At 70.5% G+C, this 14,561-nt stretch carries 14 protein-coding genes and 3 tRNA genes; 9 read left to right on the forward strand and 8 right to left on the reverse strand.

Annotated elements, in window-relative coordinates; all coding sequences use genetic code 11:
* Positions 1–31 precede the first annotated feature (31 nt).
* From purF to MQN93_RS40525, 4 genes are all read right to left on the reverse strand, one after another.
* Entirely contained in the window at positions 32–1,561 is a 1,530-nt protein-coding gene (gene purF, locus MQN93_RS40510; protein ID WP_016436883.1) for an amidophosphoribosyltransferase, read from the reverse strand.
* 61 nt (positions 1,562–1,622) lie between these two features.
* Complete coding sequence (locus MQN93_RS40515) at positions 1,623–2,426, reverse strand: META domain-containing protein (protein ID WP_242713427.1); 804 nt, start codon at positions 2,424–2,426, stop codon at positions 1,623–1,625.
* A 40-nt stretch (positions 2,427–2,466) separates the two neighbouring features.
* Positions 2,467–3,264: a maleylpyruvate isomerase family mycothiol-dependent enzyme gene (locus MQN93_RS40520; RefSeq protein WP_242713428.1), complete on the reverse strand. Its 798-nt coding sequence runs from the start codon at positions 3,262–3,264 to the stop codon at positions 2,467–2,469.
* A gap of 59 nt (positions 3,265–3,323) precedes the next feature.
* Positions 3,324–3,965: a TetR/AcrR family transcriptional regulator gene (locus tag MQN93_RS40525; RefSeq protein ID WP_242713429.1), complete on the reverse strand. Its 642-nt coding sequence runs from the start codon at positions 3,963–3,965 to the stop codon at positions 3,324–3,326.
* Positions 3,966–4,043: 78 nt separating this feature from the next.
* On the opposite strand from MQN93_RS40525, the gene MQN93_RS40530 reads away from it, so the two are divergent.
* Entirely contained in the window at positions 4,044–5,522 is a 1,479-nt protein-coding gene (locus tag MQN93_RS40530; protein WP_242713430.1) for an MFS transporter, read from the forward strand.
* Between the two features lie 81 nt (positions 5,523–5,603).
* Here MQN93_RS40530 and purL read toward each other — a convergent pair whose 3' ends face one another.
* From purL to purS, 3 genes are read right to left on the reverse strand one after another with little or no spacing between them, the layout of a single operon-like run.
* Positions 5,604–7,862, reverse strand: a complete 2,259-nt coding sequence (purL, locus tag MQN93_RS40535) for a phosphoribosylformylglycinamidine synthase subunit PurL (protein WP_242713431.1) — start codon at positions 7,860–7,862, stop codon at positions 5,604–5,606.
* Positions 7,859–8,539 (reverse strand): phosphoribosylformylglycinamidine synthase subunit PurQ, encoded by a 681-nt coding sequence (purQ, locus tag MQN93_RS40540; RefSeq protein WP_016436889.1) that lies wholly within the window; start codon positions 8,537–8,539, stop codon positions 7,859–7,861. Before purQ ends, purL begins: the two co-directional genes overlap by 4 nt.
* The gene (gene purS / locus MQN93_RS40545; RefSeq protein WP_015659417.1) at positions 8,536–8,799 is read right to left on the reverse strand and encodes a phosphoribosylformylglycinamidine synthase subunit PurS; all 264 of its coding nucleotides are present in this window, start codon (positions 8,797–8,799) and stop codon (positions 8,536–8,538) included. Before purS ends, purQ begins: the two co-directional genes overlap by 4 nt.
* A gap of 278 nt (positions 8,800–9,077) precedes the next feature.
* On the opposite strand from purS, the gene MQN93_RS40550 reads away from it, so the two are divergent.
* From MQN93_RS40550 to MQN93_RS40585, 8 genes are all read left to right on the forward strand, one after another.
* Complete coding sequence (locus tag MQN93_RS40550; RefSeq protein WP_016436890.1) at positions 9,078–9,395, forward strand: histone-like nucleoid-structuring protein Lsr2; 318 nt, start codon at positions 9,078–9,080, stop codon at positions 9,393–9,395.
* A 125-nt stretch (positions 9,396–9,520) separates the two neighbouring features.
* Positions 9,521–9,592, forward strand: a tRNA-Gly gene (locus MQN93_RS40555).
* Positions 9,593–9,673: 81 nt separating this feature from the next.
* Positions 9,674–9,746 (forward strand) — tRNA-Gly (locus MQN93_RS40560).
* 138 nt (positions 9,747–9,884) lie between these two features.
* Complete coding sequence (locus tag MQN93_RS40565) at positions 9,885–10,823, forward strand: ABC transporter ATP-binding protein (protein WP_242713432.1); 939 nt, start codon at positions 9,885–9,887, stop codon at positions 10,821–10,823.
* The gene (locus tag MQN93_RS40570) at positions 10,820–11,599 is read left to right on the forward strand and encodes an ABC transporter permease (RefSeq protein ID WP_242713433.1); all 780 of its coding nucleotides are present in this window, start codon (positions 10,820–10,822) and stop codon (positions 11,597–11,599) included. Before MQN93_RS40565 ends, MQN93_RS40570 begins: the two co-directional genes overlap by 4 nt.
* The gene (locus tag MQN93_RS40575) at positions 11,581–12,852 is read left to right on the forward strand and encodes a sensor histidine kinase (protein WP_242713434.1); all 1,272 of its coding nucleotides are present in this window, start codon (positions 11,581–11,583) and stop codon (positions 12,850–12,852) included. The genes MQN93_RS40570 and MQN93_RS40575 overlap by 19 nt, the downstream gene beginning before the upstream one ends.
* Positions 12,849–13,463, forward strand: coding sequence for a response regulator transcription factor (locus MQN93_RS40580; RefSeq protein ID WP_016436894.1), 615 nt, complete (start codon positions 12,849–12,851; stop codon positions 13,461–13,463). The genes MQN93_RS40575 and MQN93_RS40580 overlap by 4 nt, the downstream gene beginning before the upstream one ends.
* Positions 13,464–13,486: 23 nt before the next feature.
* Positions 13,487–13,562, forward strand: a tRNA-Gly gene (locus MQN93_RS40585).
* A gap of 67 nt (positions 13,563–13,629) precedes the next feature.
* Here the strand turns inward: MQN93_RS40585 and MQN93_RS40590 are convergent.
* On the reverse strand, positions 13,630–14,529 hold the full coding sequence (locus MQN93_RS40590; protein WP_242713435.1) for a phosphoribosylaminoimidazolesuccinocarboxamide synthase: 900 nt from the start codon (positions 14,527–14,529) through the stop codon (positions 13,630–13,632).
* Positions 14,530–14,561: the final 32 nt, after the last annotated feature.

Raw genomic sequence — 14,561 nt, forward strand, 5'->3', positions numbered from 1 at the left:
CTTTCGTGTCGTACTGCAGGTGGGACGGGCTTTACGGGCGACGGATCGCGTCGGCCGCGGCCGTGGCCGCCGGGCCGGCCGCCAGTTCGGTCTCCAGGAGCTGCTTGCCGAGCAGCTCGGGGTCCGGGAGGTCCATCGGGTACTCGCCGTCGAAGCAGGCGCGGCACAGGTTCGGCTTGGCGATCGTGGTCGCCTCGATCATGCCGTCGATGGAGATGTAGGCCAGGGAGTCGGCGCCGAGCGAGGTGCCGATCTCGTCGATCGTCATGCCGTTGGCGATCAGCTCGGCGCGGGTGGCGAAGTCGATGCCGAAGAAGCAGGGCCACTTCACGGGCGGGGACGAGATCCGGATGTGGACCTCGGCGGCGCCAGCCTCGCGGAGCATGCGGACCAGGGCGCGCTGGGTGTTGCCGCGGACGATGGAATCGTCGACGACGACCAGCCGCTTGCCCTTGATGACTTCCTTCAGCGGGTTCAGCTTCAGCCGGATGCCGAGTTGGCGGATGGTCTGTGAAGGCTGGATGAAGGTTCGCCCGACGTAGGCGTTCTTGACCAGGCCGTTGCCGAAGGGGATGCCGGAGGCCTCCGCGTAGCCGACGGCCGCGGGGGTGCCGGACTCCGGGGTCGCTATGACCAGGTCGGCCTCGACGGGGGCTTCCTTGGCGAGCTTGCGGCCCATCTCCACGCGGGAGAGGTAGACGTTCCGGCCGGCGATGTCGGTGTCGGGGCGGGCCAGGTACACGTACTCGAAGACACAGCCCTTGGGCTTCGCTTCTGCGAATCGTGAGGTGCGCAGACCGTTCTCGTCGATGGCGACGAACTCGCCCGGTTCGATCTCGCGGACGAAGGAGGCGCCGCAGATGTCGAGGGCGGCGGTCTCGGAGGCGACGACCCAGCCGCGCTCCAGGCGGCCGAGGACCAGCGGGCGGATGCCCTGCGGGTCGCGGGCGGCGTAGAGGGTGTGCTCGTCCATGAAGACGAGGCTGAAGGCGCCCTTGACCTTCGGCAGGACCGTGTGGGCGGCCTCCTCGATGGTCAGCGGGTTGCCGTCCTCGTCCTCCTGGGCGGCGAGCAGGGCCGTCAGGAGGTCGGTGTCGTTGGTGGCCGCGACGCGCGGGGTGCGGCCGCCCTCCTTCTTCGGGAGGTCGGCGACCATCTCGGCGAGCTGGGCGGTGTTGACCAGGTTGCCGTTGTGGCCGAGCGCGATGGAGCCGTGCCCGGTGGCACGGAACGTGGGCTGCGCGTTCTCCCACACGGAGGCGCCGGTGGTCGAGTAGCGGGCGTGACCGACCGCGATATGACCCTGGAGCGAACCGAGGGAGGTCTCGTCGAAGACCTGGGAGACCAGGCCCATGTCCTTGAAGACGAGGATCTGCGAGCCGTTGCTGACCGCGATTCCCGCGGATTCCTGGCCTCGATGCTGGAGGGCGTAGAGCCCGAAGTAAGTGAGCTTGGCGACCTCTTCGCCCGGAGCCCAGACTCCGAAGACGCCGCAGGCGTCCTGGGGGCCTTTCTCACCGGGGAGCAGATCATGATTGAGTCGACCGTCACCACGTGGCACGGCACCGAGTGTAGGCGAGATCGACCACTGGTCCGAATTGGGGATGCGGGCCGTCAGTGGATCACCGTGCGGCGACCGCTTCGGCGCTTTCTCCGTTTTCGCTGGTCAGCGTGAGGGTCCGGTGATCCAACTCGTAGGTTGCCGTGCCGTCGAAGAGGCGCAGGAGGCTCTTCTCGGTGTGCATGAGTGAGGCGTCGCACATCATTCGGGTGGTGGACGCCGGCCCCAGCGCGATACGGCCGTCGCGGACCGTGGCCTTCGCGGTGACGTGATTGCATCCGAGGCGGCCTGTCACCTTGCCCGATTTCTTGTCGAAGGTGAGGTATGCGGTCCCCTTGGACTGCTGCGGCAGGTTCGCTGTGGTGCCGTTCTCGCCGAGCGAGGTGATCGTCCACTTCGTCCCGTGAAGCGGGGCGTCCTGTTCCTTGGTCAGCTGCACGCGGTCGCCGTCGTGGGTGGTGAGCGTCAGCCGGTCGCCCTTGGTCTCGACCGTCAGGGAGTCGTCGGTGAGGGTGGCGGCGAGGGCCCGCTCGAAGGCCATGCGGTTCGGCTCGCAGGCCATCAGTGTCTGGCGGGCGTGGGTGAGCTCGACGTGGTGGTCGGTGAAGGCGGCCTTCGCGCTGAACTGGTTGCAGGCGTAGTGGCCCTCGGCGGTGCCGTCCTTGCCGATACGGAGGTCTGCGTCGGCCTCGGCGGGAACGTGCCGGGTGGTGCCGTCCACGGTGACGCTGTCGACCTTCCAGTGGACGCCCGGCACCCCGGAGGCCGCGGAGACGCCGCCTGTGTCGCCGCCCGTGTCGCTGCCGCACGCCATGACGAGCGGCAGGACGGCCAGGACGGCGAGGGTGAATCGCTGTTTGTCCATACCGGTGGGACGGGAGGGACCAGAGGCCGGTTCCCCCGGCTCACCCCATCAGGGGCAGCAGCCCGCTGAGGTCGGCGCGCTCGCCGCTCGCGCCGACCCAGGCCCGGTCGATGGCTTCCGCCCAGGTCACGCGGCCGGTGGCGAGCCGGACCCAGGTCAGCGGGTCGGTCTCGACGACGTTCGGCGGGGTGCCGCGGGTGTGCCGGGGCCCCTCGATGCACTGCACCACGGCGTACGGCGGGATCCTGACCTCGGTGGAACCGCCGGGCGCCTTGGCGGCCAGGGCGTCGGCGAGCAGCCGGGTGCAGGCGGCGAGGGCCTGGCGCTCGTACGGCACTTCCAGGCCGGGGACGGCGTCGTTGAGGTCGTCGGTGTGGACGATCAGTTCGACGGTGCGGGTGACGAGGTAGTCGGAGAGCGGCATCGGGCCGGTGCCGGTGGCGAGCAGGCGGGTGCCGGGGTGTTCGGCCAGGTCGGCGGTGTAGCGGCGCTCGACGGCTGCGAGGTGGGCGTCCAGGTCGGGGTTGTCCTCGGCGATCCGGCGGCTCGCGTCCTCGATGCCGGCCGCGTCGGCGGCGGTCGCGAACGGCCAGTCGAGAACCGTGACCTGCTGCCGGGGCGGCTCCGGCCGCTCCAGGAACCGGCTGACGGCACCGAGTGCCATACCGGTGTGCGCAACCAGATCCCGCACACGCCACTCACCCAACCGCGTGGGCCCGTCCAACTGCTCGGGGCTCAGAGTGCGCACGGCATCACGCAGATACCCGAACTGCGCGACCACAGCGGCACGAATCTTGACGGAGTCATACGTACGAGCACGTTTCTTGGCCGGGGGCATGGCGGTGAGCCTAGAGGGTGCGCCGGGGAGCGGTCCGGCGCCCTGGGTGGCGGCCCCGGTCAGGTCCTGCGTGCGTAGTTCTCGAGGCCCCGTTCGACCAGCGCGAAAGCCTGTTCGGCGCGGGTCGCTGCGTCGGCGGCCACCCTGTCGACGGGTTCGCCTGCGGCGATGCGGGTGTGGTGTTCCTCGACGAGGGCGTTGCGGGCGGCGCTGAGCATGGCGGCGGCCACCGTTGCGAGCATCAGGTCGCCGGTTTCCTCGGCGAGGAGGGCGGCCAGGTCGCGGGTGCCCTGTTGGGAGGAGAGGAAGGCCCGCTCCATCAGCACGGGTGTGTCGACGACGAGTTGGCGCACCTGGCGGGCGAAGGGCTCGCTGTGCAGGCCGACCGAGGGGTCGCGGGCCTCGACCATGGCGAGGAACTGCCGGCGTACGGCCTGCACCGCGCTCTCCCCCGGCTCCCGCTCGCGCACCGCGCGGGCCGCGTCCCCGAAGTGCTCCTCCATGGGCCGGAAGACCAGGTCCTCCTTGGTGCCGAAGTAGTTGAAGACGGTCATCTTCGAGACCTCGGCGGCGTCGGCGACCTCCTGCACGGAGACGTTGTCGAAGCCGCGCTCGGAGAACAGCCGGACCGCGACCTGCCAGATCCGCATCGCCGTCTGCCGCTTCTTGCGCTCACGCAGTCCCATCGCCTCGGCCGTCATGCCAGCACTGTACCAAGGCGAAATTTAATCCGAGATGAAAGATTGACTCGGTACACGAACAACGGGCATGGTGGTGCCATGACCGAGACCCAGCGCAAAGTCGGCCTGTTCGTCTGCCTGCTCACGATCGTCCTGGCGGTCCTGGACCTGCAGATCGTCTCCGCGGCCACCGTCCCGATCGCCCACGACCTCGATCCCGCCCACGGCATCGACAAGATCCCCTGGCTGGTCAGCGCCTACGCCCTGGCCTCGGCCGCCCTGCTGCCGCTGTACGGCAAGCTGTGCGACGTCGTCGGCCCCAAGCGGATCTTCACCGGCGCGATCGCCACCTTCCTGCTCGGCTCCGCGCTGTGCGGCGCCGCCCAGTCGATGACCGCCCTGATCGCGGCCCGCGCCCTGCAGGGCCTGGGCGGCGGCGGCCTGATGAGCGTCACGATGGTCGTCATCGCCCACCTGAGGACCGCGGACGAGAAGAGCACCGGCACCAACGCCGGCGGGCTCGTCGCCGGCGGAGCCATGGCCGTCGGCCCCTGGCTCGGCGGCGTCCTCGCCGACCACGCGAGCTGGCGCTGGATCTTCTACGTCAACCTGCCCGTCGGCCTCGTGGTCCTCATCGCCTCCGCGCTCGCCCTGAAGCTCCCCGAGCAGCACGAGCGGCGCCCGCTCGACTACAGCGGCGCCGTGCTCGCCGCCGCGTTCTCCAGCGCACTGCTCCTGGTCACCGACTGGGGCGGCAAGAAGTACGCCTGGACGTCACCGGTCGTCCTCGGCCTCGCCGCCACGACCGTCGTCACGCTCGCCCTGTTCGTGTGGCGCCAGCTCAGGGCCGCCGAACCGGTCCTGCCGCTCGGCCTGTTCCGCATCCGCGAGCTGCGGCTCGGCTTCGCCGTCCAGGCGATCATGGGCGCCGCGATGACGGGCGCCATCTACTACGTGCTCGTCTATCTGCAGCTGGTCCGCGGCCTCAGCAGCTCCTCGGCAGGCCTGTATCTGATCCCGATGGCCGTGGGCCTGTCGGCGACCGGGCTGCTGTCCGGCCCGCTGGGCGCCCGCGGCTGGACGGCACGGACCTTCACGATCAGCGGCACCGTCACGGCCGCCCTCGCGTTCGTCCTGCTCGCCGCGACGACCGGCCCGGACACCTCGCTCTGGCTGATCCGGGGTGAACTCCTGCTGATCGGGGCCGGGTTCGGACAGCTCCTCGGCCAGCTGATCCTGCTCGTCCAGGACTCCGCGCCGCGCCCGCAACTGGGCGTCGCCACCACCTCCGTCCGCTACTTCCAGGCCCTCGGCAACGCCCTGGGCACCGCCCTCTTCGGCACCGTCCTGACCCGCCTGTACGCGGCCGACGGCCCCGGCGGCGACGTGAGCGCGCTCGCCCGGCTGACCGGCGACGCGCACACGGAGGGCGTGCACGCCTACACCGACGCGACGAGCGTGGTGTTCTGGATCGGCGCCGCGGTCATGGCCGTGGCCACGCTGATGGCGCTCAGGCTGCCCAAGTCCCGCCCCGGAGCGGCCGCTTCGGAGCCGGCGAAGCAGCCGGTGGCCGCGTGAGGAGACACCGAAGGCCCTGGAGAAAACCCGAAGGCCCCGCCCGTTCGAAGCGGGCGGAGCCTTCGTCGTGGTACATCCGGCCTACGCGAGCAGCGCCTCGATGGTGCCCTCGTGCGCCGCACGCAGCTCCTGCAGCGACACCTCGAACTCGCCCTGGACCTCGACCGTGTCACCGTCCACGACACCGATACGGGTGACCGGCAGGCCCCGCGCACCGCACATGTCGTTGAAGCGGACCTCCTCGGAGCGCGGCACGGCCACGACAGCGCGCCCCGCCGACTCGGAGAACAGGAGGGTGAACGCGTCGAGCCCGTCCGGTACGACCAGTCGCGCGCCCTTCCCGCCGAGCAGCGCCGACTCCACGACCGCCTGGATCAGACCGCCGTTGGACAGGTCGTGCGCCGAGTCGATCATGCCGTCGCGGGAGGCGGAGATCAGGATCTCGCCGAGCAGCCGCTCCCGCTCCAGGTCGACCTTGGGCGGCAGACCGCCGAGGTGGTCGTGGACGACCTGCGACCAGGCCGAGCCGCCGAACTCCTCGCGGGTGTCGCCGAGGAGGTAGAGCAGCTGGCCCTCCTCCTGGAAGGCGACCGGCGTACGCCGCGCGACGTCGTCGATGACGCCCAGGACCGCGACCACGGGGGTCGGGTGGATGGCGGCCTCGCCCGTCTGGTTGTACAGCGAGACATTGCCGCCGGTCACCGGCGTGCCCAACTGCAGGCAGCCGTCGGCGAGTCCGCGGATGGCCTCCGCGAACTGCCACATCACCGCCGGGTCCTCGGGCGAGCCGAAGTTCAGGCAGTCGGAGACCGCGAGGGGCGTGGCACCGGTCGTCGCCACGTTCCGGTACGCCTCCGCGAGCGCCAGCTGCGCGCCCGCGTACGGGTCGAGCTTGGCGTAGCGCCCGTTGCCGTCGGTCGCGATGGCGACGCCGAGCCCGGACTCCTCGTCGATGCGGATCATGCCGGAGTCCTCGGGCATGGCGAGGACGGTGTTGCCCTGCACGAAGTGGTCGTACTGCGAGGTGATCCACTTCTTGGAGGCCTGGTTGGGCGAGCCCACCAGCTTCAGGACCTGCTCCCGCAGCTCCGCGGAGGAGGCGGGCCGCGCCAGCTTGTTCGCGTCGTCGGCCTGCAGCTCGTCCTGCCAGGACGGGCGGGCGTACGGGCGCTCGTAGACCGGGCCCTCGTGGGCGACCGTGCGCGGGTCGACGTCGACGATCTTGCCGCCGTGCCAGTAGATCTCCAGGCGGTCGCCGTCGGTCACCTCGCCGATGACGGTGGCGATGACGTCCCACTTCTCGCAGATCTGAAGGAACCGGTCGACCTTCTCCGGCTCGACGACCGCGCACATGCGCTCCTGCGACTCGCTCATGAGGATCTCCTCGGGCGAGAGCGTGGAGTCGCGCAGCGGGACGTCGTCCAGGGTGACGCGCATGCCGCCGGAGCCGTTGGAGGCCAGCTCGCTGGTGGCGCAGGACAGGCCGGCCGCGCCCAGGTCCTGGATGCCGACGACCAGCTTCTCGGCGAACGCCTCCAGGGTGCACTCGATGAGGAGCTTCTCCTGGAAGGGGTCGCCGACCTGGACGGCCGGGCGCTTGGAGGGCTTGGCGTCGTCGAAGGTCTCACTCGCCAGGATCGACGCGCCGCCGATGCCGTCGCCGCCGGTCCGGGCGCCGTAGAGGATGACCTTGTTGCCGGCGCCGGACGCCTTCGCGAGGTGGATGTCCTCGTGCCGCATGACGCCGATGGCTCCGGCGTTGACCAGCGGGTTGCCCTGGTAGCAGGCGTCGAAGACGACCTCGCCGCCGATGTTGGGCAGGCCCAGGCAGTTGCCGTAGCCGCCGATGCCGGCGACGACGCCGGGCAGGACGCGCTTGGTGTCGGGGTGGTCGGCCGCGCCGAAGCGCAGCGGGTCGACGACCGCGACCGGGCGCGCGCCCATCGCGATGATGTCGCGGACGATGCCGCCGACGCCCGTGGCCGCGCCCTGGTAGGGCTCCACGTACGAGGGGTGGTTGTGCGACTCGACCTTGAAGGTGACCGCGTAGCCCTGGCCGACGTCGACGACACCGGCGTTCTCGCCGATGCCGACGAGCATCGCGTCGGACTGCGGGGCCTTCTCGCCGAACTGGCGAAGATGGACCTTCGAGGACTTGTACGAGCAGTGCTCGGACCACATCACGGAGTACATGGCGAGCTCGGCGCCGGTGGGCCGGCGGCCGAGGATCTCCAGGATCCGCTCGTACTCGTCCTTCTTCAGGCCGAGTTCGGCCCAGGGCAGCTCGACGTCGGGGGTCGCGGCCGCGTGCTCGACCGTGTCCAGAGGCGTCCTGCTCATGCGGTGACCAGCTTCTTGAGGATCGAGGTGAAGAACGGCAGGCCGTCGGTGCGGCCGGAGCCGATGAGCGGCTCGACGGCGTGCTCCGGGTGCGGCATGAGGCCTACGACGTTGCCGGCCTCGTTGGTGATGCCGGCGATGTCGCGGAGCGAGCCGTTGGGGTTGAAGTCGAGGTACCGGAACGCGACGCGGCCCTCGGCCTCCAGCTTGTCGAGGGTGTACTCGTCGGCGACGTACCGGCCGTCCATGTTCTTCAGCGGGATGTGGATCTCCTGGCCCGCCTCGTAGTCCACGGTCCAGGCCGTCTGCGCGTTCTCCACCCGCAGCTTCTGGTCGCGGCAGATGAAGTGCAGGTGGTCGTTGCCGAGCATGCCTCCGGGCAGGAGGTGGGCCTCGGTCAGGACCTGGAAGCCGTTGCAGATGCCGAGGACCGGCAGTCCGGCCTTCGCCTGCTCGATGACCGTCTCCATCACCGGCGAGAAGCGGGAGATGGCGCCGGCCCGCAGATAGTCGCCGTAGGAGAAACCGCCGGGGAGGACGACCGCGTCGACCTGGTGGAGGTTCTTGTCCTTGTGCCAGAGAGCGACCGGTTCGGCGCCCGCGAGACGGATCGCGCGCTGTGTGTCCCGGTCGTCGAGGCTTCCGGGGAAAGTGACGACGCCAATACGAGCGGTCACTTCGCGGCCTCCGCGACTTCCTCGACCTTGACGGTGAAGTCCTCGATCACTGTGTTGGCGAGGAAGGATTCCGCAAGATCATGGATGCGGGCGAGGGCGGCCTCGTCGACCGGCCCGTCAACTTCGAGTTCGAATCGCTTTCCCTGACGTACGTCGGAGATGCCTTCGAAACCCAGACGCGGCAGTGCGCGCTGCACCGCCTGGCCCTGGGGGTCGAGGATCTCCGGCTTGAGCATGACGTCGACTACGACGCGTGCCACTGGCACTCCCGGTGTGTGGTGCTGAGCAGGTTCCTACTGGCGACTTCAGACTACCTGCACAAAATTTCTACGCGCGTCACCTTGTAGGAATCTACGTGATGCCTGTCACGGGACGGCGGCCGGGTGACCACCGGCGAAAAGTTACGGGAAAAATCTGAGATCGACACCCGATACCTATTGCGCTCGGACACGCGGGCAGATTTAGTCGGGCTTCACATTGCATTGTCGGGCACGGTACAAATGAATTGTCAACGTGCCGTACGAAGGGACCGATATTCGTGGCGCAGAAGGTCGTGGTCACGCTCTTTGACGACATCGACGGCTCGGAAGCGGCGGAAACGATCGCCTTCGGACTCGACGGCAAGTCGTACGAGATCGACCTGAATCAAGCCAATGCCAAGAAACTGCGTAAGGCGCTCGCGCCGTACGTGGAGGCCGGCCGCAAGCGGTCGAAGTCCGGCAAGGCCTACCGTCAGACGGAGGTCGCTCCCGACCCCGCCGCCGTGCGCGCCTGGGCCCAGGCCAACAAGATGGACGTCCCGGCCCGCGGCCGCATCCCCAAGAAGGTCTACGAGGCGTTCAGCGCGGCCCAGTGAGCCCGGTCCGACGCCCGGTCACCGGCCCCTCGGCAGAACCGACTTGCGCTGCACCCCTCCTGGTCAGTTAGAGTCTGGAGCACGCCGAGGGGCGAGGCCGAAAGGCCCCGGCTCACGGAGTACTTGCGGGTGTAGTTCAGTAGTAGAACATCCCCCTTCCAGGGGGAAGGCGCAGTGTGCAATTCCTGTCACCCGCTCTGCACCGCCGGTCAGAACCACTGTTGTGGATCGGGTAGGCTGGTGCTCGCGCCGATCGGTGGGAGCCGGTCGGAGGCAATGCGGACGTAGCTCAGTTGGTAGAGCGCAACCTTGCCAAGGTTGAGGTCGCGAGTTCGAGCCTCGTCGTCCGCTCGGGAGTAAGACCCCGGTCCTCAGGGACCGGGGTCTTTTTCGTGTCCGCGCGTTCGTGCGCGCGCTTCTGACATTTGTCATGCCGAGCGATGACACCGCGCACTGCTGCCGGCCGCGGATCGCCGGGACGCTGAAGTCATGAACACGAACGAACACGAACACGTGATAGAGGTCACCGACCTGCGGCGTGACTACGGGGGCGGGTTCGAGGCGGTGCGCGGCATCTCGTTCACCGTGGGCCGCGGCGAGGTCTTCGCGCTGCTGGGCACCAACGGCGCCGGCAAGACATCCACGGTCGAACTGCTGGAGGGCCTCGCCCGCCCCGCCGGGGGCCGGGTGCGGGTGCTCGGCCACGACCCCTACGAGGAGCGGGCCGCCGTACGCCCGAGGACCGGCGTGATGCTCCAGGAGGGCGGCTTCCCCTCGGAGCTGACCGTCGCGGAGACCACCAGGATGTGGGCCGGGTGCGTGAGCGGGGCACGCCCCGAGGACGAGGCGCTGGCGCTCGTCGGGCTGACGGGGAGGTCCGGCGTACGGGTCAAGCAGCTGTCCGGGGGCGAACGCCGGCGCCTGGACCTGGCGCTCGCGCTGCTCGGCAGGCCCGAGGTGCTGTTCCTGGACGAGCCCACCACCGGCCTGGACGCCGAAGGGCGCCGGGACACCTGGGAGTTGGTGCGGGCCCTGCGCGACGGCGGCACGACCGTGCTGCTGACCACGCACTATCTGGAGGAGGCCGAGGGCCTCGCCGACCGGCTGGCGATCCTGCACGAGGGGAGCGTCGCGGCCACCGGCACCCCGCTGGAGGTGACCGCACGCCAGCCCTCGCGGATCTCCTTCCGGCTGCCCGAGGGCTACTTCCTCGGCGATCTGCCGCCGCTCGCCGAACTGGGCGTGTGCGAGCACGAGGTGGACGGCGGCCTCGTACGGCTGCGGACCCGGGAGCTGCAGCGGGCCGCGACCGGGCTGCTGGTGTGGGCCGAGCGGGCACGGGTCGAGCTGCACGGGCTCGATGTGCGCTCCGCCTCGCTGGAGGAGGCGTTCCTCGGGATCGCGCGCGAGCGGGAGGTGGCGGCATGAGCGCCCTCGTTCCCGCTCCCACCGGGCGGCGGCTCAAGGCGCTGGCACGGGCCGAGCTCACCCTGCTCGGCCGCAACCGGGGCGCGCTCGTCACGGCGCTGCTCGTGCCGCTCGCGCTGCCGTTCAGCGTGCGGCCCGCCGTCGACCGGATCGACCTCAAGGCCGAGGGACTGAGCATCGGCACGGTGATGCTGACGGCCGCGATCGGCTTCTCCTTCCTCTTCGCCGTCTACACCTCCCTGGTCAGCGCCTACGTCGCCCGCCGCGAGGAGCTCGTCCTCAAGCGGCTGCGCACCGGCGAGCTCGGCGACGCGGAGATCCTCACCGGCACCGCGCTGCCCGCCGTCAGCGTCGGCTTCGCCCAGGCCCTCGTACTCGGCGTGGGCTGTGCGGTGCTGCTCGACGCGGGGGCTCCCCGGGCGGCGTATCTCACCGTCCTCGGCGTGGTGGCGGGCCTGGTGCTGTGTGCCGCGCTCGCCGCGGTCACCGCCACCCTCACCAGGACCGTGGAGAGCGCCCAGGTCACCGCGCTGCCGCTGGTGCTCGTGTCCATGGTGGGCTCCGGCATCGCGGTCCCCACGGAGGTCATGCCGGACAAGCTGGCCCGGGTCTGCGACCTCCTGCCGCTCTCCCCGGCCATCCGGCTGGTGCGCGGCGGCTGGACCGGACAGCTCAGCGGCTACGAGGTGCTGGGCGCCGTCGCGACCGCGGTGGCCTGGAGCCTGCTCGCGGTGTTTGCTGTACGGCGGTGGTTCCGGTGGGAACCGCGGCGCTGACGGACGGGGAGAGCGTGGTGTTCGGGCGGATCAGCGGCTGGAAGCGGCGGCACTGGGTCGAGCGCAGCAAGGCCGAACGGGTCGAGTTCCAGACCGTGCTGACCTGGTACAGCACCACCTGGTTCTTCGCCCTGTGCTGGCTGGCGCTGCCGCTGGTGGGCGGGGTCGAGCGGCGGCCCGCGCCCCTGGCCGTCGGCGGGCTGCTCCTGCTGGTGGGCGCGCTGCAGTGCGCGGAGTCCACCCGGCTCACCCGGCCCGCCCTCGACCACTACCTGGGCCGCGCCGAAGTCCCGCGCGGGGCCCTGCGCCCCGCCGCCGTACTGCTGGGGCTCGCGCTGGCGCTGGCCCTGGTGCTCGCCGTGCTCGACGGCGCCGAACCGGTCGCCGTCCGGCTCGCCGTGGGCGCCTCGCTGCTGCCCTTCGGGGTGCTGTACGGCCTGGTCACGCCCGTACGGGTGTTCCTGCGGCAGTCGGCCGTGCTCGCCCTGGTGCTCATGGTCGCCTTCGGCTGGACCGACCCCGAACCGGCCCCGATCCTCATGCTCGGTGGCCTGACCGTGTTCGGGGCGCTCTTCTCGCTGCTGGCCTGCCGGTGCGGCGCCTGGACGCTGTCGGTGCTGTGGGAGGCGGAGCGGTCCCGCGAGGTCGAGGCCCGGCTCGCCGTCGCCGAGGAGCGGCTGCGGTTCGGGCGCGACCTGCACGATGTGATGGGCCGCAACCTTGCCGTCATCGCGCTCAAGAGCGAACTCGCGGTGCAGCTGGCGCGACGCGGGCGGCCCGAGGCCGTGGACCAGATGATCGAGGTGCAGCGGATCGCGCAGGAGTCCCAGCGGGAGGTACGGGCCGTCGTACGGGGCTATCGGGAGATCGACCTCGGGGTCGAACTCACCGGCGCACAAGGAGTGTTGAGCGCGGCCGGGATCGAGTGCGCGGTGCGCGGGCAGAGCGACGGGCTGGGCACCGAGGTGCAGTCGGCGCTGGGGTGGGTGGTGCGGGAGGCCACGACGAACGTGCTGCGCCACGGGGAGGCCGTGCAATGTGACATTGCACTGACCCGCGACGAGCGGCGCGTCACCCTGACCGTCGAGAACGACGGCGCCCGCGCCCCCGCTACCGGCGGCGGGTCCGGACTGGCCGGGCTGCGCGAGCGGCTGTCGGCGGTGGGCGGCACGCTGGAGGCGGGGCCGGCCGGCGGGGATGTGTTCCGAGTGGTGGCCGAAGTGCCGCTGAGTGTGAGAGAGGTCACGGCATGACCGCCGTCGTACGACTGCTGCTCGCCGACGACGAGCACCTCATCCGGGGTGCGCTCGCCGCGCTGCTCGCGCTGGAGGACGACCTCGTGATCGTCGCGGAGGCGGCGAGCGGGCCGGAGGCGCTGGCGATGGCACGGGCGCACCGGCCGGACGTGGCCGTGCTCGATCTGCAGATGCCGGGCGCCGACGGTGTGAAGGTGGCCACATCCCTGCGGGCCGAACTGCCCGACTGCCAGGTACTGATCGTCACCAGTCACGGCCGGCCCGGACATCTGAAGCGGGCGCTCGCGGCGGGAGTGCGCGGGTTCGTCCCGAAGACGGTGAGCGCGCAGCGGCTCGCGGAGATCATCCGCACGGTGCACGCCGGAAACCGTTACGTCGACCCCGAGTTGGCCGCAGACGCCATCGCCTCCGGGGACTCCCCGCTGACCGCGCGGGAGGCCGAGGTGCTGGAACTGGCCGCGGACGGTGCGCCGGTCGCGGAGATCGCCGAGCGGGCCGCGCTCTCGCAGGGGACCGTACGCAACTATCTGTCGTCGGCCGCCACCAAGCTCGGGGCGGAGAACCGGCATGCGGCGGTGCGGCTCGCCCGCGAGCGGGGTTGGGTATAGTTGCTCTCGCGCCACGGCGCACTGCGGACGTAGCTCAGTTGGTAGAGCGCAACCTTGCCAAGGTTGAGGTCGCGAGTTCGAGCCTCGTCGTCCGCTCCATGGAAAAGCCCCCGGTTCCGGCCGGGGGCTTTTTGCTGTACGAGCGCACGCACCGCACGGGCGTGCGTCACGACCAGCTGGTGCCCGTCAGCCGTTCGTACGCCTCCACGTACTTGGCGCGCGTCGCGTCCACGACCTCCTGCGGCAGCCGCGGCGGGGGCTGCTCGCTCCTGCGGTCCCAGCCGGAGGCCGGCGAGGTCAGCCAGTCCCGCACGAACTGCTTGTCGTACGACGGCTGCGCGTGTCCCGGCTCCCACTGGTCGGCCGGCCAGAAGCGGGAGGAGTCCGGGGTGAGGACCTCGTCCGCGATGACCAGCTCCTCGCCGTCGAAGCCGAACTCGAACTTGGTGTCCGCGAGGATGATGCCGCGGTCTCGGGCGATGTCGCGGGCGCGGGAGTAGACGGCGAGGGTCGCCTGGCGCAGCTGGGCCGCGGTGTCGGCGCCGACCTGGCGCGCGACCTCCTCGTAGGAGACGTTCTCGTCGTGCTCGCCGACGGCGGCCTTGGTGGCCGGGGTGAAGATCGGGGCGGGCAGCTCGCTGCCGTCGACCAGACCCTCGGGAAGCGCGAGGCCGCAGACCGTGCGGGACTCGTCGTACTCGACCAGGCCCGAGCCGGTGAGATAGCCGCGGGCCACGCACTCGACCGGGACCATCTGCAGCGACCTGCAGACGGTGGTGCGCCCAACCCAGTCGGCGGGGGCGCCGGGGGGAAGCTCGGTGCTCAGGACATGGTTGGGGACCAGGTCGGCGAGCTGGTCGAACCACCACAGGGAGAGCTGCGTGAGGATGCGGCCCTTGTCGGGGATCTCGGTGGGCAGCACCCAGTCGTAGGCGGACATGCGGTCACTGGCGACCATCACGAGGTCGCCGGCCTCGTTCTGGTACAGCTCGCGCACCTTGCCGGTGTGCAGGTGCACCAGGCCCGGAACCTGGATCGGCTCGGGCTTTTCTACGAATCCGGACACGGTTCCTCCCCGTGGTGATGTCCAAGAAACTC

The organism is Streptomyces spinosisporus (genome assembly GCF_022698145.1).
GTDB lineage: Bacteria > Actinomycetota > Actinomycetes > Streptomycetales > Streptomycetaceae > Streptomyces > Streptomyces spinosisporus.

Excerpts from the sequence above, each read along its gene's own strand:
- MQN93_RS40565 (WP_242713432.1), top strand. The coding sequence starts at position 9,885 with ATGAACACGAACGAACACGAACACGTGATAGAGGTCACCGACCTGCGG.
- MQN93_RS40570 (WP_242713433.1), top strand. The coding sequence starts at position 10,820 with ATGAGCGCCCTCGTTCCCGCTCCCACCGGGCGGCGGCTCAAGGCGCTG.
- MQN93_RS40520 (WP_242713428.1), bottom strand. The coding sequence starts at position 3,264 with ATGCCCCCGGCCAAGAAACGTGCTCGTACGTATGACTCCGTCAAGATT.
- MQN93_RS40525 (WP_242713429.1), bottom strand. The coding sequence starts at position 3,965 with ATGACGGCCGAGGCGATGGGACTGCGTGAGCGCAAGAAGCGGCAGACG.
- MQN93_RS40515 (WP_242713427.1), bottom strand. The coding sequence starts at position 2,426 with ATGGACAAACAGCGATTCACCCTCGCCGTCCTGGCCGTCCTGCCGCTC.
- MQN93_RS40580 (WP_016436894.1), top strand. The coding sequence starts at position 12,849 with ATGACCGCCGTCGTACGACTGCTGCTCGCCGACGACGAGCACCTCATC.
- MQN93_RS40530 (WP_242713430.1), top strand. The coding sequence starts at position 4,044 with ATGACCGAGACCCAGCGCAAAGTCGGCCTGTTCGTCTGCCTGCTCACG.
- purL (WP_242713431.1), bottom strand. The coding sequence starts at position 7,862 with ATGAGCAGGACGCCTCTGGACACGGTCGAGCACGCGGCCGCGACCCCC.